This is a genomic window from Burkholderia sp. M6-3, assembly GCF_050858985.1.
Taxonomy (GTDB): Bacteria; Pseudomonadota; Gammaproteobacteria; order Burkholderiales; family Burkholderiaceae; genus Paraburkholderia; species Paraburkholderia caledonica.
Genome location: NZ_CP110091.1, coordinates 2212065 through 2232282, shown reverse-complemented (window position 1 = coordinate 2232282; position 20218 = coordinate 2212065). Strand labels below are relative to the sequence as shown.

Annotated in this window: 21 protein-coding genes; 12 read left to right on the top strand and 9 right to left on the bottom strand. The window is 62.5% G+C overall.

The genetic code is table 11. The features are described from left to right. Positions 1-19: 19 nt before the first annotated feature. Positions 20-1087, bottom strand: coding sequence for an ABC transporter substrate-binding protein (locus OH764_RS27575; RefSeq protein ID WP_498849274.1), 1068 nt, complete (start codon positions 1085-1087; stop codon positions 20-22). Between the two features lie 157 nt (positions 1088-1244). Between OH764_RS27575 and OH764_RS27570 the strand changes: the two genes are divergently transcribed. After that, positions 1245-2198, top strand: coding sequence for a LysR family transcriptional regulator (locus OH764_RS27570; protein ID WP_498849273.1), 954 nt, complete (start codon positions 1245-1247; stop codon positions 2196-2198). Positions 2199-2210: 12 nt separating this feature from the next. Here the strand turns inward: OH764_RS27570 and OH764_RS27565 are convergent, their stop codons facing one another. The 3 genes from OH764_RS27565 to OH764_RS27555 form a co-directional block, all read right to left on the bottom strand. Continuing rightward, positions 2211-2663 carry a TetR/AcrR family transcriptional regulator gene (locus tag OH764_RS27565; RefSeq protein WP_498849272.1) on the bottom strand — a complete coding sequence of 151 codons (453 nt, stop codon included), beginning with the start codon at positions 2661-2663 and terminating at the stop codon, positions 2211-2213. 127 nt (positions 2664-2790) lie between these two features. Then, a complete protein-coding gene (locus OH764_RS27560) occupies positions 2791-3771 on the bottom strand; it encodes a fatty acid desaturase family protein (protein ID WP_498849271.1) in 981 nt (326 codons plus the stop codon). A gap of 151 nt (positions 3772-3922) precedes the next feature. Continuing rightward, a complete protein-coding gene (locus OH764_RS27555; protein WP_498849270.1) occupies positions 3923-4807 on the bottom strand; it encodes a LysR family transcriptional regulator in 885 nt (294 codons plus the stop codon). Between the two features lie 107 nt (positions 4808-4914). Here OH764_RS27555 and OH764_RS27550 point away from each other — a divergent pair, with 107 nt between their 5' ends. From OH764_RS27550 to OH764_RS27510, 9 genes are all read left to right on the top strand, one after another. Further along, on the top strand, positions 4915-5847 hold the full coding sequence (locus tag OH764_RS27550) for an NADP-dependent oxidoreductase (protein WP_498849269.1): 933 nt from the start codon (positions 4915-4917) through the stop codon (positions 5845-5847). Between the two features lie 27 nt (positions 5848-5874). After that, the gene (locus tag OH764_RS27545; RefSeq protein WP_498849268.1) at positions 5875-6747 is read left to right on the top strand and encodes an SDR family oxidoreductase; all 873 of its coding nucleotides are present in this window, start codon (positions 5875-5877) and stop codon (positions 6745-6747) included. Positions 6748-7061: 314 nt separating this feature from the next. Continuing rightward, entirely contained in the window at positions 7062-7463 is a 402-nt protein-coding gene (locus tag OH764_RS27540; RefSeq protein ID WP_498849267.1) for a hypothetical protein, read from the top strand. A 209-nt stretch (positions 7464-7672) separates the two neighbouring features. Then, positions 7673-8098 carry a CopG family transcriptional regulator gene (locus tag OH764_RS27535; RefSeq protein ID WP_498849266.1) on the top strand — a complete coding sequence of 142 codons (426 nt, stop codon included), beginning with the start codon at positions 7673-7675 and terminating at the stop codon, positions 8096-8098. 42 nt (positions 8099-8140) lie between these two features. Then, on the top strand, positions 8141-9241 hold the full coding sequence (locus OH764_RS27530) for a CE1 family esterase (RefSeq protein WP_498849265.1): 1101 nt from the start codon (positions 8141-8143) through the stop codon (positions 9239-9241). A 79-nt stretch (positions 9242-9320) separates the two neighbouring features. Then, complete coding sequence (locus OH764_RS27525; protein WP_498849264.1) at positions 9321-9752, top strand: hypothetical protein; 432 nt, start codon at positions 9321-9323, stop codon at positions 9750-9752. Positions 9753-9909: 157 nt separating this feature from the next. After that, positions 9910-11868: an arylsulfatase gene (locus OH764_RS27520; protein ID WP_498849263.1), complete on the top strand. Its 1959-nt coding sequence runs from the start codon at positions 9910-9912 to the stop codon at positions 11866-11868. A gap of 17 nt (positions 11869-11885) precedes the next feature. Beyond that, positions 11886-12935, top strand: coding sequence for a formylglycine-generating enzyme family protein (locus OH764_RS27515; RefSeq protein WP_498849262.1), 1050 nt, complete (start codon positions 11886-11888; stop codon positions 12933-12935). Next, positions 12932-13744, top strand: a complete 813-nt coding sequence (locus tag OH764_RS27510; protein ID WP_498849261.1) for a MetQ/NlpA family lipoprotein — start codon at positions 12932-12934, stop codon at positions 13742-13744. The genes OH764_RS27515 and OH764_RS27510 overlap by 4 nt, the downstream gene beginning before the upstream one ends. Before the next feature lie 57 nt (positions 13745-13801). On the opposite strand, the gene OH764_RS27505 is transcribed toward OH764_RS27510, so the two are convergent. From OH764_RS27505 to OH764_RS27485, 5 genes are all read right to left on the bottom strand, one after another. Continuing rightward, positions 13802-14563 (bottom strand): CDP-diacylglycerol diphosphatase, encoded by a 762-nt coding sequence (locus OH764_RS27505; RefSeq protein ID WP_498849260.1) that lies wholly within the window; start codon positions 14561-14563, stop codon positions 13802-13804. A gap of 123 nt (positions 14564-14686) precedes the next feature. Continuing rightward, positions 14687-16141: an indoleacetamide hydrolase gene (gene iaaH / locus OH764_RS27500; protein WP_498849259.1), complete on the bottom strand. Its 1455-nt coding sequence runs from the start codon at positions 16139-16141 to the stop codon at positions 14687-14689. 11 nt (positions 16142-16152) lie between these two features. Further along, complete coding sequence (locus OH764_RS27495) at positions 16153-17073, bottom strand: ferritin-like domain-containing protein (RefSeq protein WP_498849258.1); 921 nt, start codon at positions 17071-17073, stop codon at positions 16153-16155. 132 nt (positions 17074-17205) lie between these two features. Then, complete coding sequence (locus OH764_RS27490) at positions 17206-17421, bottom strand: transcriptional regulator (RefSeq protein ID WP_498849257.1); 216 nt, start codon at positions 17419-17421, stop codon at positions 17206-17208. 328 nt (positions 17422-17749) lie between these two features. After that, a complete protein-coding gene (locus OH764_RS27485; RefSeq protein ID WP_498849256.1) occupies positions 17750-18409 on the bottom strand; it encodes an NADPH-dependent FMN reductase in 660 nt (219 codons plus the stop codon). 456 nt (positions 18410-18865) lie between these two features. Between OH764_RS27485 and OH764_RS27480 the strand changes: the two genes are divergently transcribed. Then, a complete protein-coding gene (locus tag OH764_RS27480; RefSeq protein ID WP_498849255.1) occupies positions 18866-19546 on the top strand; it encodes a J domain-containing protein in 681 nt (226 codons plus the stop codon). Positions 19547-19751: 205 nt separating this feature from the next. Further along, entirely contained in the window at positions 19752-20204 is a 453-nt protein-coding gene (locus OH764_RS27475) for a low molecular weight phosphatase family protein (protein WP_498849254.1), read from the top strand. Positions 20205-20218: the final 14 nt, after the last annotated feature.

Genomic DNA, 20218 nt, shown 5'->3' with positions numbered 1-20218 from the left:
GACTTGCCGGTGCCGCGCATCAGCGCTCGACCGAACGGTTCCAGCGCTCCGTCCATTCCGTGCGATGCTGGTTGATGGTCGCCCAGTCCATCGAGGTCAGCTTCGAGATCTGATCGGGACCATAGGGCACGCGCGCCGCGATGTCGGGCGCCAGCTTCACTGTCTTGTTGACCGGACCGAGACCGATGCCTTGCGCCTGCACGGTTTGCACTTCCGGGCTCAACAGGTATTGCACGAACTGTTGCGACAACTGCGGCTGCGCATTCTCGGCGACGACGCACGCCGCTACCTGCAACGCGACCGCGCCTTCCTTCGGGTAGATGAATTTCAGCGGAAAGCCGGTGTTCTGCAATGCCACCGCGCGGCCACTGCCATACGGCGCGAGAATCACGTCGCCTGATTGCATATGGCCGTCCATCTCGCCGGGCGTCGGCGCCCAGGACAGCACGTTCGGCGCGACCTGTTTCGTCATTGCGGCAAAGCCCGGATCGATATTTTTCTCGCCGCCGCCGGACAGACGCGCCAGCATCACGAGCGTGTGCAGGCCGTACGTGTTGGTGATCGGCGGCACGCCAAGCTTGCCTTTGATGCGACTGTCCGTGAGCGACTTCCACGAGTCGGGCGGCGGCAGGCCAGCCTTCTTGAATGCTTCCTCGTTGTAGCCAATGCCCGTTGCGACCATGCCGACGCCTATCGCAGTTGGGCCGAGCCTCGCGAGCGGGTAGACGTCCTGCATCACCGGCGCGTCGTCGAGCTTTGCGCACAGATTCAATTGCATCGCCTGATACATGGGGCCGTCGTCCATTACCGCGACGTTGATCTGCTGGTGACCTTTCTGCGCCTGGAGCTTGGCGAGCGTATCGCTCGAATTTCCCGCGACGTAAACGATTTTGACGTTATGCGCCTTTTCGAACGCCGGAATGATTTTTTGCCGGTAGACCTGCTCGTTAGAACCGCCAACGTTGGCCACATAAAGAGTGGTCTCGGCTTGCGCGAGAAGCGGCGCGGCGAGGCTCAAGGCGAAGGAAACGGCCGCGATTGCGGTGTGGGACGGGGCGGACAGACGGCGATGCAACGCTCTTTTCATGACGACGATCTCCAGTTCCGAGGTGTGGGGGCGGGCTTCGCTGCCCGTCGGTGAAAAGCAGTGTCGCGCCGGCTGGTCATGTCGTCCAATACGAATAAAATACCTATCCATGCATAATTGATATGGATTGGCACGCATTAGCCTGGGGAAAACACGCATGAATCTCAAGCACATCGAGGCGTTTCGCGCGGTGATGGTGTCGGGGTCGATGACCGCCGCAGCCAAGGCTCTATTCACGTCGCAGCCGAACGTGAGCCGTCTCATCGCACAGCTGGAGCGGGATACCGGCTTGCAACTTTTTCAGCGCAGCGGCGTGCGCCTGATTCCGACGAGCGAGGGCGAGGCGTTCTTTCGCGAAGTCGACCGCGCTTTCGTCGGCTTGCAGGGGTTGGCGAATGCGGCCGCGCAGATTCGCAACCTCGGCAGCGGACGTTTGCGCATCGCAGCCATGCCTTCGGCGGGCATGACGCTGGTGCCGCATGCGATCAAACGTTTTGTCGAGCTATTTCCCGACGTGACCGTGTCGCTCCATGTGAACACGTCGGCCACGGTCAACCATTGGACGGCTTCGCAGTTCTGCGACCTGGGTGTGGCTGTGTACGTGAGCGAGGCATCCGATTGCGAGGTCGAGCAGCTTTCGGACGTGGCCGCCGTGTGCGTGATGCCGGCGGCGCATCGGCTCGCGGCGAAACGCATCATCAAGCCGGAGGACCTGGAGGGCGAGTCGTTCATTTCGCTTTGTCACGGTGACGGCACGCGCGCGTTGATGGACGAAGTGTTCCTGCGCGCGGGCGTGCAGCGCGTGCTGGCAATCGAGGCGCAATACACGGCGATGTGCTGCGAGATGGTCCGTCACGGCATGGGCGTGACGCTCGCGCATCCGATCGTCGCGCGCGACTATGCCGGGCCGGACATCGCCATTCGCCCGTTCGTGCCGGCCACGCGCTTTCAGACCTATCTGCTGTTTCCGCCGCACAGGCCGCGGGAGCGGCTCGCGTTGGCGTTCGTGGAAGTCTTGCGTGGCCTGCATGACGAACTGCTCGCGGATGTTGTGCCGCCGGCGCGCAGCGGCGCCCCGCGCGCTCGGGCAAAACAGCGAGTGGGCGTTTGACGAGCTTCGACTTCAGGCGCGCGGCAGCATCTGCTCGATCACATCGCGAAAAGCTGCTTTCGCTTTGGCGAGTTCTCTTGCGATGGCAGGGCGGTTTTCCTCGAAGTCGAGCACACGGGCCTGCAAGGGACGACGAAGCTGCTGACGCACGGAGACGGTGATCAGGTGCTTCAACGCGCTCTGACCCGTCGGCTCGTGCAACGCGCCTTGCGCTTCTGCAAAGAAGACGGCCAGTTCGCGTTTGCTCAGCGCAACGATAAGCACGTCTTTGTTGGGGACATACTGATAAAGCGTGCCGACACTGACGCCGGCGCGCTGCGCGACGAGATTGGTATTCAAGCCGTCCGAGCCTCTGACTTCGAGAACCAGCGCTGCCGGTTCGGGAATGGTGGCGACGGTTTGCTGGGCGCGGGATTGCTGCGGAACCTTGCGCAGTGTGAGTGACCGGCGCCTGCTTGTCTTCACGATGCAGCCTGGTAAAAGCGAGTCCAGGCTCGGGTTTTACCGTGCAGCAGTCCGCGCAAGTTGACCCCTGTTGCCCCCTGGCGGCTTTCCAATTGCTCGCGCTGCGTGTTGACGAACCGCGCGTTGTCTACGTGAGTTCTGCTTCCGGCGATACAGGCTCGAAGCGGCGCGATCCGTTATGCAGCGGGTTCTCGGCCGGCGCGAAAGCGTGGAGCGTGAGCCATTCGCCATAACCGGCGACCAGAAAACCTCCGGATCGCTCGATGTATTGTTCGCGGGATGCTTGATAGACAGTTTTCAGCGCGAACCAAGGCACATGCGGCAAGTCGTGATGAACGAGATGAAAATTGTTATTCAAAAAGAGCAGCTGCCAGAAGAGGGCCGCCTCGTTCAAAACCGTGCGATGTTCGGAATCGTCTGCAGTGCGATGCTCGCGAAATGAACGAATAGAGCCGAGCGACATCGACCCATATCCCACGCCGACGATGAATACCCACGCCGGAATAGTGCACACGTAGTGCAGCCACGCGGTGAGCGCGGCCAATGCGATGAAGTGCGCGAGCCAGGCGGGCACATCGCGCCAATCGCCGAGCTTTACCTTGCGCAATGCATCGACACCTGTCGCCGCAATCGCAAACGCCGGTCCCACGACCAGGCGGCCTACGAACGTATTGCGCCAGATAAGCAGCGCGCGCATCGCCCAGCCGGCGCGTTCCCACACACCAGCATCGACGAAATAGCTTTCCGGATCGCGCCCCGGGTGCGTCAAATGCGCGTCGTCATGATGCTGAAGATGCGACTCGCGATACACGCGATACGGAAACCACACGGCCAGCGGCGCGAAGCCAAACAGTGCATTCACGCGCGGTGAGCGTGTCGGGTGGCCGTGAAGCAGTTCGTGTTGCAGCGACATGTACCACGCGCTGACCAACGCGAGCAGGGTTGCGGTCAGCGGCAGGCCGAGCATGCGCGCATGGGTTGCAACGCCGAACCATGCGCTGTAAATCGCGACGATCAGTAGCCACGTTGGCCATTGCGTGCGCCAGGTCCAACTCGTTGCCAGCCTTGCAATGGCTTTGCGTTGCGTGTCGTCGAGGTAGATCGCCATTGGCTGGATCGGTCGGATGCATGTTTGAAGCGATCCTACCGAGCCATGCGCCGCGCCAGAACCAATTTGTTCAGGATTGCATTTTCGCCGCAACGGGTAAGGGCGGCCAGGATTGGGCCTAACTGTGACGTGGGCAACGACCCAGACAAACTCACTTTGTCGGAATGGTGAACGATCCTTCTGGATACTGGCTGCACATGAACTCCACGAAGGCCCGCACTTTGGGGCTTTGCAAACGACGGGACGTGTGCAGGACCCAAAGCTCGACGTCGTTGCCCGCGATTCCCCATGTCACCAGTTTGCCGTCCTCAAGCAGACTTCCGATGATCGACTCCGGCAACATGGCCGCCCCGGCGCCGGCGGCAATGGCGTCGCGGACCATCAACAGTGAAGACAGACGTAGAACAGGTTGCGGCTCGACAGTGAATTGACCATTGCGGACGGACCAGACTTCTCCGTCGCGATAGCTCGGCATGACGACGGCGGGAACCGGAAAAGGTTTATCGCCGCTGCCTTGCGGCATTTGAACCGATGGCGCGGCGGCCAGTACCAGCCGGTCCTTGGCGAAGCACCTGCCGACCAATGTGCTGTCGCTATGTGGATTGATGCGGATGGCCGCGTCGAAATGCTCGTCGACGAGATCGACGGCGCGATCGTCGGCGACCACTTCGAGTTCCACTTCGGGATAGCTGGCAAGGAACTGAGCGGCGAGATGCCCCAGCGCCATCTGCGAAAACAGCAACGGTGCCGCGACGCGTAGGCGGCCCCGCGGCGTGGCGAGCCCGTCTCGTGCCGCCGCGACTGCTTCGGCTACCTCGTGCATCGGCCCTTCGGTTCGGGTCAGCAGCAACTGACCGGCCTCGGTCAACTCCAGGCTACGAGTGCCTCGCTCGATGAGCCGAACGCCCAACGCATCTTCGAGATCGGCGACGCGGCGCGACAGTGTGGCTTTGGAACGGCCGCTGGCGCGGCTCGCTTTGCCAAAACCGCCGTGAGCGGCCACGAGTTGAAAGTCGTCCAGCGCGTTCAGGTCCATAGTGTCTCAAAAGTGATACAGAGCGTCTCCATTTTATGGTATTTGTTTTGAATGTGAAACTCCTTATTGTTGGGGTGTACGCAACCAAACGCTCAAAGGAGCTTCTTATGAACAACGTTCGCGCAGTCGTCCTGACCGGGTACGGCGGTCCTGACGCCATCACGATTTCTTCCGTCGCCGCACCGCTGGCGGAAGCTGGCCAGGTTCTCGTCCGTGTGCATGCCGCCGGTGTCAATGGACTGGATTGGAAGGTTCGGGAGGGTTACGTGAAGGACGCTTTTCCGCTCGAATTGCCGACCGTTCTCGGCATTGAACTGGCCGGCGTCGTGGAGGCAGTGGGCCCCGGCGTTACCCGGTTGCGCAAAGGGGACCGCGTAATGGGTGCGCCAGGCGCGCTGGGTGCCTACGCCGAGCTAGTGGCCGTGAATGCGGCCAACCTCGCCACGGTGCCCGACTCGATGAGCTGCGTGGAGGCGGCAGCGTTACCGGTCGCAGCGGTGGCGGCATGGCAAAGCCTTAACTTCGCCGGACCGATACGTGCCGGACAGCGCATCCTGATTCAAGGCGCGGCCGGCGGTCTGGGCGGATTCGCGGTGCAGTACGCGCATCAGGCCGGCGCCGAGGTGTTTGCGACCGCCCTAAGCAGCGATGTGGACTATGTCCGCAGCCTCGGCGCGGACCATGTAATCGCCTACGACCAGCAGCAGTTCGAAACCTTGGTGAGCGGCGTCGACCTTGTTCTCGACTATGTCGGCGGCGACGTGCTTGCCCGCTCGTGGTCCGTGCTTTCTGCTGATGGGGTGGTCGTGAGCACCGCGTCGCCGGACATTGTGACGAGCGCCCCGGCCGGGCGTCGCGGCTTGTGGTTCGTGAACACGCCGGATGCCGCGCGGCTGCAAGAGATCGCCGACGACGTGACCCACGGGCGTTTGCAGTCCAAGGTCAGCGCCGTCGTACGCTTCGAAGAGTTGCCCACGGCGATCGAACGCAATCGGACCCAGCCACAGGTCGGCAAAACCGTGGCGGATTTTTTCCTTTAAATCGACTTTCCAGAATTGGAGCAAATCATGAGTATTCTCGTCACCGGTGCATCGGGCACCGTAGGTATGCAGATCGTCCAGCGCCTCGCTTCCAGCGGCGTCGAAGTCAAAGCGCTGGTTCGAGCGCCGGGTAAAACGGCGCTTCCGTCTGGCGTGGCGGAAGTCGTCGGGGATATGAGCAGTGTGAGCTCGATGCGCGCGGCGTTGTCGTCGGTGCGCACGCTGTTTCTGCTCAACGCGGTCGTGGCGGATGAACTCACGCAGGCACTCGTCACGTTGAACCTGGCGCGAGATGCGGGCATCGAGCGCATCGTCTATCTCTCAGTGATTCACGCCGACCTCTATACCAATGTGCCTCATTTCACAGGCAAGCACACCGTCGAGCGGATGATCCAAAGCCTCGACATGCCCGCGACCATTCTGCGTCCCGCCTACTTCATACAGAACGACGAGCGCATCAAATCCGTCGTCGAGAGCCACGGCATTTACCCGATGCCTATCGGCCACGCTGGCGTGAACATGGTCGACGTGCGGGACATCGCCGACACCGCCGCCGCCGAACTGCTGGCGCGGCACCGCGCACCCGATGCACTGCCCGGCCGCACGCTCGACGTGGTCGGCCCCGAAGCGTTGACCGGCGAGTCGGTCGCGCGCATCTGGAGCGAAGCGTTGCAGCGCGAAATCCGCTACGCAGGCGACGACCTGGACGGTTTCGAGCGGCAACTGGCGGGGAATGGGCCCGACTGGCTGGCCTACGACATGCGCCTGATGATGGCCGGCATCCAGCGCCACGGTATGCGCGGGGGTGACAATGCAGTGGATGAGCTCTCGAAGATGCTCGGACGCCCGTTGCGGACCTATCGTGATGCCGTGCACGAGATGCTTGGCTTGAGCAAGTAGTCGGCGGTCGACGGCGAGCGATGCGTGGGCGGCGGAACGGTCGAAGGGTGTAGTGGCGAAACGCGTTAGCGAACCGGTCGCACAGCGCATATCGTTATGTGATGAACACGCGTTCGCCACCGAGCCGCGCCTCCCGGCATATTCTTTCGGCCGTATTCTGCTTACTGTGTCAGTTCGGCGGCAGGCAAGCGAAGCGTCCCGGGCAGTATGCCGGCCTGCTGCTGATCCGGCGAATGGGCAGGACCAAACGTGTGAAGAGAATGCCGATGATAGGCAGTTAGCGTCCGCGACGGGACATCGACCGGAAACACATCATGTTAGTCGAATGGAAGCAACGGCTCAGGCTCTTCGTCCGGCGATTCTGGCAGCCGACCAGCGCATGCATGACGTGCATGCCCGGGAGTTGGGGCAACCTGCTGAGCCTCGCGCATTGGGCGATTGCACTGCAGACTGGACTGTTCACCGGCGTGCTCGCCGTACTGCTGACTTTCACACCGGCGAGGAAACTCTATGCGCACCGATACGGCAATGCGCTGGTCGTCGGCTGCCTGACTGCGATCGGCGATGCCTATTCGCATCCGAGTCGTTACCGCGTCCCCGTCGTCGAGCACGTGTTGACGGGCATCATCTCAGGTCTATTCGCGCTGGGCGGCTCATATCTCCTCGAAGATCGCGGGCGGCGCATCCGCGCGGCCTGGGCGCGGTTTTTGGGCTAGCTCGTGCGCGGCCTGCGTGCTTCGCACGGTAAGACGTCGAAGCAGATTCCCCACTGATCATCTAAACGCGGCGCGTAACGCTGATCTACACAGCGCCGCGCAACGACCGCGCGTGGCCGCTCACGAACGTAGTGGCCCCCAATTTTCATGTTGCACTGCATCCAAAAGAAGCCTATAACCATCCCATTGGATGGTGTTCGGATGGAAACATGGAAAATTCAACAGCAAATCTCGCAAGCCGCCCGAAGGGCGGTGAGTCGGAAAAAATCACGATCAACCTCGGCCCCGTTGACCTTGGACAAATCGACCTGCTGGTGCAGGAAGGTTTCTATTCGAACCGGACCGATCTGATCCGCACGGCTATCCGCAACCAGCTTGCGCTCCACGCGCAGGTTGTTCAGGAGACCGTGAGCCGCCGCGCGCTCGTGCTCGGGCTACAGCATTTTTCGCGAGAGGATCTCGAGACGGTTCGTGCGGCGCATCAGCGTCTCACGATCCAGGTGCTCGGACTGGCCAGCATTGCTGCCGACGTCACTCCCGAACTCGCGCTCGCGACCATTGACAGCGTTGTCGTGCTCGGCGCGTTTCACGCATCCGCTGCGGTCAAGACGGCGCTCGCCGGCAGAATCCGCTAACTGCCGACGCACGACACTCAACACGTTTACCGGACAAAACAGATGAAACTCGATGAAGGTTTTTTGACCTCGATGCGCGAAGCAATGACCTTGCTGCGCACCCGTGGACCCGCCGAAGCTACTGAAGCAATACAACGTGCTCTGGGCGGTAACGCCGAGGGCTCCATGCACGGAACAGCGTCCTGGCATGCCACGCCGGAAGCGTTCACCGTTCCGTTCGAGCGACCGGCGACAAAGCACGCCGAGACGGTCAATGCGCGCGAAGCACGCGCCGATATCCAGGACCGGGGACACTTCAGCACGCACGCGTTTTCGAACGCCGCCGGTCGCCGGCAATATCGGCTGTATGTGCCGGCGGAAAGCCAGGGCGAGCCGCTTCCGTTGATCGTCATGCTGCACGGTTGCACACAGAACGCCGACGATTTCGCCGCGGGCACTCAGATGAACGCTCTTGCGGAGCGGCATCGATTTCTGGTCGCTTACCCGGAGCAACCGCAGCAGGCTAATCCGTCAAAATGCTGGAACTGGTTCAAGCCTGCTGACCAGCAATGCGAACGCGGCGAGCCCTCGTTGATCGCTGGCATCACACGCGAGATCATTGCCGAGCAGAACGTCGATCCTGCGCGCGTGTACGTCGCGGGGCTCTCGGCTGGTGGCGCAATGGCGGCGATCATGATTGGCGAATATCCGGAACTCTACGCAGCGGCCGGCGTGCATTCGGGTCTTCCGGCACGATGCGCGCACGATCTTCCGTCCGCACTCGCAGCGATGAAAGGCGGCAAGCGTCCAGTACAGGCACGGCGCGCCGCGCACGGTACGGCCTCGTTACCGAAGCGGCCGGTGATCGTGTTTCATGGTGACGCTGACGCCACGGTTAACATACGCAATGCGGCACAACTCGTCGACGGCTTCTCAGCGCGGCCGCATGGCGACGGCGAGCAGCGTCGGACCGATGCAGGCGGACGCGCGTGTACCGTCTCGCGGCTCGTGTCAGCGGACGGTGTCGACGCAGAACTGTGGACCATTCACGGCGCCGCGCACGCATGGGCCGGAGGCAATGCGCGGGGCAGCTATACAGATCCCGCAGGTCCCGACGCGAGCGCAGAAATGCTGCGATTCTTTCTTGAACATCCGCAGCGTTAATAGTGCGGTTGGTTTTCGGTTGGCACCCGGTTGGCGATCTGGCCGACCGATGATTGCCGTCACTCTGAACAAAGGCAACATGAGACGACTACTAGTTGCTGCGCTCGCAGCCACCTCTTTAGCGACTGGCGTTCATGCGCAAAGCAACGACTCGGGCCCGCTCGATACACCGTCGGGCAAACTGCAATTCGTTCGCGCAGGGCATGATTTCACGGCGATGCTCGAGAACGAAGTATTCGATCGTTTCGGCGCAAATACGCTCACGCATTTCGACGACGTGGGCAACGCAAATGATGCGGTCAGACGCATGCTCGTGCAGACCGATTCGGGCCCGGTGCTGTACGACCTTCGCCGCCGTCCTGCACTTGTGCAGCGCGTTGCCGCGCGTATGACGGTCAAGCGCGTGTTCTGGCAAGGCGACGAAGTCGTGATGCAAGGTTCACAAGGCTGGTTTGCGTTCAGACGCGGCGCATTGACGAAACTGCAGTCGTCCATGACTACTTACCACTGATACCCGCAGCCGCAAGCAACACAGACGCTATCCCCAGCCGCAGACACACAACGATCCTTTAGCACAGAACGTCTCTAGCTTTTCACTAAACCTTGGTTGGACGGCGAATTACCGGTTGCTACCATCTCGCGCTCAGACAACCACGGCCGATACAACAATGAAAAGCTCGAGTTCGCATCCGGCGGCGTTCCCAACCATTCCCAGGCTGCGGGCACTCGGTGCCGCCGTTGCCAGCATCGTTGCGCTTGCATCGTGTTCCGGCGAGGTCTCTCCAACACCGCCGGCTGCCACGCCGGTCGCCGCGAAACGCCCGAACATTCTGTACATCATGGCGGACGATCTGGGCTACTCGGACATTCATGCGTTCGGCGGCGACATCGACACGCCGAATCTCGATGCGCTCGTGCAATCCGGACGCATTCTCACGAACCATCACACAGGAACGGTTTGCGCAATCACGCGAGCGATGCTGATTTCGGGCACCGACCACCACCTGGTGGGCGAGGGCACGATGGGTGTGCCGACCGACGAACGCAAAGGTCTGCCTGGCTACGAAGGCTATCTGAACGATCGCGCGTTGTCGGTCGCACAACTGCTCAAGGACGCCGGCTATCACACGTACATGGCAGGCAAGTGGCATATCGGCTCGGGCATTGTGGGCAGCGCGACGGGCAGTGGACAGACGCCGGACCAATGGGGCTTCGAGCATAGTTACGCGCTGCTCGGCGGCGCGGCGACGAACCACTTCGCACACGAGCCCGCCGGCTCGAAGAACTACACCGAAGACGGGCAGTACGTTCAGCCGGGTCAGCCGGGACAACCGGGCGGCGCGGGCGGCAGCCCGGCCGTGTTCTATTCGACCGATTTCTATACGCAAAGACTGATTTCGTACATCGATTCGAACAAAGCCGACGGTAAGCCGTTTTTTGCGTATGCGGCGTACACGTCGCCGCATTGGCCGCTGCAGGTGCCTGAACCGTATCTGCACAAGTATGCGGGCAAATACGACGCCGGCTACGACGCGGTTCGGGCGGCGCGCATAGCGCGGCAAAAGGCGCTTGGCATCATTCCCACCGATTTCAACCCGTATGCGGGCGCGCCCGAAACGCTCGCGGCTACGCCGGCAACCGCCGGCAACGGCACCGTCAACGCGAAATACGTCAGCGCCGTCCACAGCGCCGCGCAAGGTTATAGCGACTACGGTCCGGGCAATGTGAACAAGTCGTGGGCCAGTTTGTCAGCCGATGAAAAGAAAGCGCAGGCGCGCTACATGGAAATCTATGCCGGCATGGTCGACAACCTCGATCACAACATCGGCCTGCTGATCCAGCATCTGAAAGACATCGGCGAGTACGACAACACGTTCATCATGTTCCAGACGGACAACGGGGCCGAAGGCTGGCCGATCGACTCCGGCGCCGACCCGACGGCGACAGATACGGCGAACGCGGCGGAGCCGGTCTATTCGACCCTCGGCACCGACAACGGGCTGCAGAACGCGAAGCGCTTGCAGTACGGCTTGCGCTGGGCCGAAGTCAGCGCGGCGCCGTTCCGTCTGACCAAGGGCTATTCCGGCGAGGGCGGCGTATCGACCCCGTTGATCGTGCATTTGCCCGGGCAGACCATTCAGAAACCGACCTTGCGTGTCTTCACTCACGTCACCGACAACACGGCCACGTTCCTCGCCGTCGCGGGTGTCACGCCGCCGACGCAGCCGGCTCCGCCGTTAATCAACTCTTTGACGGGCGTCGATCAGAACAAGGGCAAGGTGGTCTACAACAACCGCTACGTGTATCCCGTGACGGGGCAATCGTTGCTGGCGGTTCTGAACGACCAGTCGAATAGCGCCGTGCATACCGCGTCGTTCGGCGATGAAGCGTACGGGCGCGGCTACCTGCGCAGCGCGGACGGCAAATGGAAGGCGTTGTGGACGGAGCCGCCGCTGGGACCCGTCGATGGCCACTGGCAACTGTACGACATGACGTCGGACCGAGGCGAGACGACAGACGTCGCGGCGCAGAATCCGTCGATCATCGACGGGCTCGTGCAGCAGTGGAACGCATACATGTCCACTGTCGGCGGCGTCGAACCCCTGCGGCCGCGCGGCTACTACTGAGCGGGATTGCCACTGTCATGAGCATCAGAGCAAGAACGCTTGCCGGCTTTGGCGGCCTGTTCGCCGCCGTTTTCTGCGTGGCGTTCGCGGTCGCGGCGTGGCCCGCGCGAACGGCGGGCTTCGACGATCTGAACCGCGCGCGCCCGCTTGCGCCGCTCGGCTCAGAAGCGCAGTGCGAACGCTACGCGGGTCTGCCCGTTGGCTGGCGCGACGACGCGAAGGCCGGCATGGTGCATCTGCACGGCGGCACCTTCGTGCTCGGCAGCACACGCGGTTATGCAAACGAGCGGCCGGTGGGCGACGGACTTACGCGCGTCGGTGGTTTCTGGATCGATCAGACCGATGTGACGAATGCGCAATTCGCCGCGTTCGTCCACGCGACGGGCTACGTCACTGACGCCGAAAAGCAGGGCGGCGCGGCAGTCTTCCACGTTCCGACGCGGGAAGAAATGAACGCGCGCGACCTTGCGTGGTGGAGCTGGGTCAAGGGGGCATCGTGGCGGCATCCGACGGGCGAGGGCAGCAACATCGACGCGAAAATGAGTCAACCGGTGACGCTCGTCACGCAAGCCGATGCGTTTGCGTATGCACGGTGGCTTGGCCGCGACTTGCCGACCGAGGCCGAATGGGAATACGCGGCGAAGGGCGGGCAGGAGGGCGCGGACCTCGACACAGCACCGCGCGACGCGCACGGCAAGCCCGCCGCAAATTACTGGCAAGGCGTCTTCCCCGTTCTCAATACCAACGAGGACAAGCATGTGGGTCTGTCGCCCGTCGGCTGTTATGCGGCCAACGGGTTCAAGCTGTACGACATGATCGGCAATGCATGGGAGTGGACCAGGGACGTCTACACAGGCGAACACCAATCGCATACGAATGGCGATACCGCGGCAATCGCACCGGCCACGCGCAGACACGACACGCGGATGGTCATCAAGGGCGGCTCGTTCCTGTGCTCGCGAGATTACTGCGTGCGCTACCGGGCGTCTTCGCGCGAGCAACAGGAAGCGGACCTGCCGGCATCGCATATCGGTTTCAGGACCATCTTGCGGGACACCAAAGGATGAATCCGCAACGTGTTGTGCACGCAGCGATTAGCGCGGTATTGATCGGCTCGGCGGCCATGTGGGGAGCAGCAGTTTTCGCGGATGCCGCGCCGTCGGCCGTGAAAGTCGGCGTCACGCGCGGCACGCATGCCGAAATCATGAACGAAGTGCGGCGCGTCGCAACCGCTCGCGGACTCGACATCGAAGTGGTGACGTTCGATAGCGGCGCGCAGATCGACGCGGCGCTTGCCGCGCATCGTATCGACGCCGCGAGCTTCGAAGACGGCCCAGGCTTTGAAGCGTCGAGCAAAAAACACGGCTACCCGCTTTATGCAGTAGCGACGACGGTCACCCTGCCCATGGCGCTCTACTCGCGTCAACTGACGAACCTCGCGCAAATCCGCCGTGGCGCGAGCATCGTCATTCCTGACGACCGGGAAGGCATGGCGCGCGCGCTCGTTCTGCTGCAAAACTACACACTGCTAACTTTCGACGACCGCGCCGGCCTCCACGCGACGTTGCGGAACGTGACGGGCAATCGCCTCAACCTGACGCTGCGTGCGCTGCCCCGCAACCGGCTCGTCGCGGCGTTGAATGCGGCAACGATTGTCGTGATGGACAGCGAGAGCGCGCAACGCGCTGGACTTTATCCTGCACGCGACAGCATCGGCATTGAGGACGCCCGCTCACCGTACGCCGGCGTGCTGGCGGTACGCGAGGCCGAGCGGGGCGAGCCGTGGGTAGCGCAACTGGTGTCGGCCTATCACTCGAACGATGTAGCGCATTTTATTCTGACGCGCTATCTGGACTCGGTGCGCCGGCCATGGTGAGCGCGTTCTCGCTCGCATCCTGCGCGCGCACGGGAGCGCCTCTCGAATCAGCTGCTGCTATGAGGCGTCGGCGACGCGGCATGAGTGATCGAGTAGGTCTTCGGCGGAGCCGCTGCCATTGTCCGCATCGAGGCCGCTATTCACGACTAGCCAGCCATCTTTGTCGGCCGATGGTCCCGCGCCCGTGACAAGTATGGTTTGCATCGCCATTGCATCGGCGTTACGGTTGTCGCGCGAAACGAGGCGAAACGGATCGCTCGTGCCGCTCAGCGCGGTAATTCGCATGACCCGGTAACGGGTGCCGTCGAGCGTGTCCCAATGCCACTCGCCGGGCGCGTCTTTCGCGTGGCGCGCGAGCGCGTCGCTGATATCGCGGCGCATGCAATCGATATGAATATGCAACTGGTTCTGCGAGCGGCGGAATTGGGAGTTGATTTCGAGCCCCAACTGATCGTCGCGCAGCGTCCGCTTGACCGAGTGATTCACGTAGTCGCGTGAGCCCCACGCGTCCGCCCAATAGCTTTGGGCATGCGGCGCGAGCACGAGCGGACTTTCGATGCCGCTGATACGGTCCGTCGGAATCAGCAGATACTGCGAGCGGCCGACGATATCCTTCAGGATTGCATAGCGTTTGTCGAGATCCACGAACGTGCATTGACCGGGCGTGCCGGTCGCCTGTTGCGAAGGCACGCAGCGCATATCGACGATCTTCCATAACGCATTGGAATCGACGGCCGCAAGACGCGCGCATCCGGCGGCGGCAAGCGCGATGCCCAGCGCCGCGACGACACGCCGGAAGTAACGCGTGCATGTCCCCATTGGTCGGCGACCATCGGCTCCGGAAAATCGAGGCCTGTCTAAAGGTGTTTGTATCGATGCGTGATCGTAATCGCTGACGTGAGCCTGAGTGCGGGTTATTTCTATGGGCATGTTTTATCTTGCTTAAAGCACGGGCGGCGGCAATGTGCCCAATAACTGTTCGAACGCCACGCCGATTGCGAGCAGGCGCCTGTCACTGCCAAGCGGCCCATCGAGTTCGAGACCGACCGGCAAACCATGTGCGCTCATTCCCGCGGGCAAGGACAGTCCGGGAATGCCAGACGTGCTGGCCGGATCGGTATTGCGCAGGAACGCTTCCATCGTATCGATGGGCGGCGCGCCGTCGATGGAGACGGTCGATGAACCGTTGATCTCGTCGATCGGCGCCGCAGTGAGCCGTGTGGTGGGAAACAGCAGCGCATCGAGACGTTCATCGGCGAAAGTCGTCGCGATATAGGCCTGCAGCAATGGCCGCCAGTGATTGAGCGCCGGCTCGTAGTGCGCGTCGAGCGAGCCCGCGATCACCGCGTCATAAATAGCACGCACATCGGGGCTCGCGATGCGAGCCGCCAGTTCGCTGACGGTCTGCACCGGCGCCTGGTTGGCGACGAGCCAGGCGTTCACATCGCCGCGCGCTTCGTGAATAGCGATCGGGCCGCCGACCATACCGTTGAGGTCGTTTAGTTCGCTCATCGCCACCGGCACGAAAACAACGCCCGCTGCTTCGAGCCGTTTCAGCGCGGCGCGCGCCACGTCCTCGACCTGCTGCGCGAGACCTTCCCACAGTGGCGCCGGCAAGCCGATGCGCAATCCGTTCAGCGAGACGGTGGGCAACGGACCCGCGCCGGTAATCACGCCGTCGAGCAGCGCGATATCGGCCACGCTGCGCGCCATCGGCCCGACGGTGTCGCGGGTATGGCTGATCGGCACCACGGCATCGGGGTCGTGATAGCGCCGCTCGGCGCCGCCATTGCCAACCGACGGACGAAAGCCTGCGGTGCCGGTCAACGCGGCGGGGATTCGTGTCGAGCCGCCGGTGTCGGTGCCGAGGCCCGCAGGTGCGATGCGTGCAGCGATTGCGACCGCCGTGCCGCCCGACGAGCCTCCGGGAATGAGCGTGGGATCGTACGGATTGCGCACGGGCTGGGCATGCGTCGCGAGATTGGTACTCGTGATGCCGAACGCGAGCTCGTGCATGTTGGCCTTGCCGAGAATGATCGCCCCCGCGTCGATGAGACGCTGCACCGAAGGCGCGTTGGTGCCCGGCACAAAACCTTCCAGAGCGGGCGTGCCTGCGGAGGTCTGCAGTCCCGCGGTATTGATGTTGTCCTTGACGACGATCGGCAGTCCGGCAAGCGGCAGTTGCGCTCTCGCCGACGCGGGCAGCGCGTCGATGCGCCGGCCGGCCGCGAGCGCGCCGTCGAGATCGATCACGGTCAGTGCGTTGAGCGTGCCGAGCGCCGCCGCTCGCGCGAGAAGTGTCGCGACGTAATCTGTTGCCTTGAGCCTGCCCGACTGGATCGCGGCGACTGCGTCGGTTGCACTCAACGCAAGCTGTTCATCGACGGTCCAAGTCATGGACGTGTTCCTTATGGTGCAGTGTTTGTGCGAGCCGAACGTTTGATGAAACGCAACGCGAATCGCGCGAGCGCGGGCACGAGCCGCGGACGCAGCAGCCGCAAGTCGTAGCCGCTCATGCGGCGCTCGTTCTCCGCGAGGCATAGCTCGATCAGTTCTGGCGTATCGAGCCCTTCGCCGATCACATTGCTGTTCGCAGGCAGAAAGTTCGAGTCGCGCGCGGCGCCGCTCGCGTCGATGCCTCTCGCAATCGCCACGCGCTCCCAGATCAGCACGGCCCAGATCGCGGCCACGCGCAACGCGTGCCACGGCCTGCGCCACAGCGGCATATTATGTCGATACCACGCGACCCAATTAACGAAAAACAGAATGTGACGCGCTTCTTCCTGGATCACCGGCTCGAAAGTTTCGACGAGCGCTTCGGGAAAATAGCCTGACTGCTGCGCGGCGCGAAACAGGCCGAAAGCGAAGAAACTGTCGATGCACTCGCTGTAGCCCGTTCGCATCCATGCCCATTCCGAATCGCGCGGCGGCGGATAGTGCGGTTCGGGCGCGATCTCGATGCCGTATGCCGCAATCAGTTTTGCAAGCACGCGTTTGTGACGGGCCTCTTCGTCGCCGTCCATCGTGATGGCTTCGCGAAGCAGCGGGTCGCTCAGTCGCTCCGCGTACGTGTGAACGTTGATCGACGCGCGGCCTTCGGTCTGCACCGCAATGTCCCAGATGGGCAGCGAGCACAGCCGCTCGAGCGCATCGGGCGACAGCGCAGGCCAGTCGATCACGGCGGGTTTATAAGGATCGTGAGTCTCGAGCAACATGCGGCAGAACATGTGCTTGTGCGCCTCGGAGCCGATCTTCACGCGGGCGGTGCCGGTGAACGTCCAGTGGCGCAGGCTGTGGTCTTCGGCTACATCTGTCAATGTGTCGGACATGGCAAGCCTACAGAGAGCGAACTCGATGTGTCGCCTATTCTGTCACATTGCCCCCGGATATGGCGCGTGCGCTCCACTGCTGGCGCCTGATGATCGTGGTCACGGGGCGGTCACTGCGGGGTCACTGCGGGGTCACTGCTGATTATCGACCCACATGCGTCCCCAGAGAAACGCGTAGTCGAGCGCGTGTTCTTCGTCGAAGAAATAATCGAGCGCGTCGAAACAATATGCCTGGCTGCGGCTCGTGCTGGCTTTTTCGATGGTCAGGTTGGCGGCGAACAGCCCATTGGGCAAACGTTGCACGGCCGGTGCCACTTCGTAGCCCTTGTAGCGGATATGTGGATTCATAGTTGTGGCAGTGAAGATGCCCGCTTATTGTTGCAAGGAGCCGGTGCATATGACGCCACGCGTTTGCGTGGGCATCAGGCGGCGGATGAGTCGGCGGGCAGGCTCAAGCGTAGGCCGCACTGAAGGGCCCGTGAACCAATCTTTCTTCGCAAGCAAATTAGCGGAGGTCCGGAACGCTTGTCAGAAGACCGGGTAACGACATGTTTGCCCGGTTCGGACACACTATCCCGCGCGCAACGTTATTAGTCTGTTATGTGGCGCACGGTTCGTACAAGCGCGAGTGCCCCGGTCCGCGGACGCGGCCGGGGGGGCGTTGTAGGCGAGGGAATTAAACCGCGTGCAGCAGACGCGCGGGTTGCGCATGCTGCTGTGAGGTGCCTGATGCATTCGGGCTGGCAGCGCGATGCGCGTTGAAGGCCAGCGCGAATTGCGCGGCTTGCTGGCCGACAGTAGCGAGTTGATCGACCACCTTTGGGTCGGAACAGGTGTCGACACTCTCGAAGCGCGTTTCGAGCGTGTTGATGCCAGCCCCGAATGGCGTGGGCCAGCCGCGCAACGCGTGCACGATCGAGCGCAGAGAAGTCAGCACGGAACCCGCGGCTTGCCAGCCATAGGCCGTAACGATGCAGCCGACCGCGCGGCCGTCCAGATATGGACGCTCGTCGGCGCGCAGTTCCTCCAGCGTATCGAGCGCGTTCTTGACGAGTCCGGAGACGCCGCCGTGATAGCCCGGCGTCGCGATGATCAGCGCGTCGGCGTGGCGCACCGCTTCGATCAGTTCGAGCTGTTCGTCGGTGCGTTCGCTGTGTTCCGGCGCGTAGTGCGGCAGACTATGCAGGAACGTGCCGCCGAACAGCCGCGTAGTGGCGCCCGCAGCCTGAGCGCCACGCAGCGCAAAGCCGAGCGCTCGCTCGGTCGACGAGGCCGCCCGCGTCGTGCCGCCAATGCCGACAACGAGCGGCCGGCGGTTATGGTCGAAACTGGTCAACGAAATGCTCCTTCTGTAGCGGATCATGGCGCTTTTGCGCGAGTCCGCGCCGAGGCGGGCCCGGTAAACCGGACTTTGAAGCACCATCTTAATGAGCGCGGGGCCCCGCACGAAGCGACTTTTTGTTCTAACCATATAACCGCGAGGCGTGGGTGTGCGCGTGGGGGGCTGTGCCCGCGTTGATTTGTACCGATTGCGCCTGATTATCCGCACTTGACCGTGCCCCATAAGCATATGGCGAACAATTGGTTGGGAGCGCGAGTGCTGGCCGCTATGATCGAAGCGTCTCCTCCATGACACTCCTTGACATGGGACTCGGCCTCGCCACATTAGTGGTGGGGCTTTTTTTTGTCCGCCGGTTCTCACAACGTGCAGACGCCGCGCGTTCACGGTCCAGCCGTTTATCGCGTGCTACGATGGTTCGCGACACAATACCCGGCGAGCTCGAGCAGGCAAATGGCAACCCTCTATGACACCCTCGGCGTGCCGATGCACGCCACCGGCGAAGAAATCAAGCGTGCGTACCGCAAAGCCGCGATGAAGTGGCATCCCGACCGAAACGTGGGCTCCGAGGAAATTGCGCGCGCCACCTTCCAGGAGATCAGCGACGCCTACGCGATTCTGTCCGACGCGCAGCAACGCAAGGTGTACGACGCCGTCTACACCGAGCAGATGCGGGAATGGGAGAGACAGCGCTCGCGCCATCAACAGGCACAGGCGGAGCGCGAGGCGGCCGCACGTGCGGCAGAAGAGGCGGCTTACGCCAGAATGGTCGCACTTGCAATGCGTTTCGCCGACGAAGGCCATAACCGCGATGTCGTGTTCGGCGTACTGCTCGGGCGGGAATGCGATCCCGCGCGCGCCGCGCAGATCGCGGATAGCGTAGCGGCGTTGCACGCTTCGCGGCGCGAGACCGCAGTGAACGCAACTGCTACTCACGCCGCGCCCGACGAAGCGAGCGCCGACAGGTCATTTGAACCGGCAACGGCGGGCGCCCATAGCGAAGAAACTGCCGATCGCGACGCGCATGCCGCTCGCGCAGCCCACGGCAAACGCGAGGAAGCGGCAGGGGAGGCACACCCGGCCGGAGGCTTGGGCGGGCTGTGGTTTCAGTTCCTCAATGGGCTGAAGTTCTGATTATCTGGCCTCCCTCGCCCTCTTCAGGGTGTTTCCAGGGGCAAATTCCCGTAGCGCGCGGATTAAAGACATCGTACTGTCACGGGGGCGCAAGACTCAGCGGGCACAATCGCACCTAGAAGATACAAAAACAGAGTACGGGGTAAGCGTGACCAGGAAATATAAAGTGCTGTTTCTCTGCCGTGAGAATGCAGCACGCAGCATCATGGCAGAAGCTCTGCTTCGGGAACTGGCTGGGCACCGGTTCGAGGCATTCAGCGCAGGGCCCGAGCCGGCCTTGCGGGTCCATCCATTGACGGTCGCGCAATTGCGGCCCGGCGTGTCGGACCTCGGCGTGCTATGCCCGAAAAGCTGGCTTGAATTCACCGGCGAATGGGCGCCCCGCATGGACCTCGTGGTCGCGCTCGACGCGAGCGTTTCGGCTCCGCATGCGCCCGCCTTTCCGGGAGACCCCGAACTCGCTGCCTGGCATTTCGCCGATCCGCTCGCCGACGGTATATCCGAGTCAGAGCGCGTTCGCCTGTTTCAAAAGGTGTTCTGGCAAATCGTGCGTCAGTTAAGCGCCTTTATTGAAGCGCCGCAAGATGCGCTGCTGTCGCGAGCGACGTCGGCCCGCGGTGCACGCACTCGTGCTCCTGCCAGTTTGCCCAACCTGTAACGTATAGCGATAGC

What these genes read in the sequence shown, in the direction of transcription:
- OH764_RS27505 (WP_498849260.1), bottom strand. Translation starts at nt 14,563, where the DNA reads ATGGGGACATGCACGCGTTACTTCCGGCGTGTCGTCGCGGCGCTGGGC.
- OH764_RS27530 (WP_498849265.1), top strand. Translation starts at nt 8,141, where the DNA reads ATGAAACTCGATGAAGGTTTTTTGACCTCGATGCGCGAAGCAATGACC.
- OH764_RS27525 (WP_498849264.1), top strand. Translation starts at nt 9,321, where the DNA reads ATGAGACGACTACTAGTTGCTGCGCTCGCAGCCACCTCTTTAGCGACT.
- OH764_RS27515 (WP_498849262.1), top strand. Translation starts at nt 11,886, where the DNA reads ATGAGCATCAGAGCAAGAACGCTTGCCGGCTTTGGCGGCCTGTTCGCC.
- OH764_RS27570 (WP_498849273.1), top strand. Translation starts at nt 1,245, where the DNA reads ATGAATCTCAAGCACATCGAGGCGTTTCGCGCGGTGATGGTGTCGGGG.
- OH764_RS27510 (WP_498849261.1), top strand. Translation starts at nt 12,932, where the DNA reads ATGAATCCGCAACGTGTTGTGCACGCAGCGATTAGCGCGGTATTGATC.
- OH764_RS27490 (WP_498849257.1), bottom strand. Translation starts at nt 17,421, where the DNA reads ATGAATCCACATATCCGCTACAAGGGCTACGAAGTGGCACCGGCCGTG.
- OH764_RS27520 (WP_498849263.1), top strand. Translation starts at nt 9,910, where the DNA reads ATGAAAAGCTCGAGTTCGCATCCGGCGGCGTTCCCAACCATTCCCAGG.
- OH764_RS27555 (WP_498849270.1), bottom strand. Translation starts at nt 4,807, where the DNA reads ATGGACCTGAACGCGCTGGACGACTTTCAACTCGTGGCCGCTCACGGC.
- OH764_RS27480 (WP_498849255.1), top strand. Translation starts at nt 18,866, where the DNA reads ATGGCAACCCTCTATGACACCCTCGGCGTGCCGATGCACGCCACCGGC.
- OH764_RS27495 (WP_498849258.1), bottom strand. Translation starts at nt 17,073, where the DNA reads ATGTCCGACACATTGACAGATGTAGCCGAAGACCACAGCCTGCGCCAC.
- OH764_RS27535 (WP_498849266.1), top strand. Translation starts at nt 7,673, where the DNA reads ATGGAAAATTCAACAGCAAATCTCGCAAGCCGCCCGAAGGGCGGTGAG.
- OH764_RS27545 (WP_498849268.1), top strand. Translation starts at nt 5,875, where the DNA reads ATGAGTATTCTCGTCACCGGTGCATCGGGCACCGTAGGTATGCAGATC.
- OH764_RS27550 (WP_498849269.1), top strand. Translation starts at nt 4,915, where the DNA reads ATGAACAACGTTCGCGCAGTCGTCCTGACCGGGTACGGCGGTCCTGAC.
- OH764_RS27475 (WP_498849254.1), top strand. Translation starts at nt 19,752, where the DNA reads ATGGCAGAAGCTCTGCTTCGGGAACTGGCTGGGCACCGGTTCGAGGCA.
- iaaH (WP_498849259.1), bottom strand. Translation starts at nt 16,141, where the DNA reads ATGACTTGGACCGTCGATGAACAGCTTGCGTTGAGTGCAACCGACGCA.
- OH764_RS27575 (WP_498849274.1), bottom strand. Translation starts at nt 1,087, where the DNA reads ATGAAAAGAGCGTTGCATCGCCGTCTGTCCGCCCCGTCCCACACCGCA.
- OH764_RS27540 (WP_498849267.1), top strand. Translation starts at nt 7,062, where the DNA reads ATGTTAGTCGAATGGAAGCAACGGCTCAGGCTCTTCGTCCGGCGATTC.
- OH764_RS27560 (WP_498849271.1), bottom strand. Translation starts at nt 3,771, where the DNA reads ATGGCGATCTACCTCGACGACACGCAACGCAAAGCCATTGCAAGGCTG.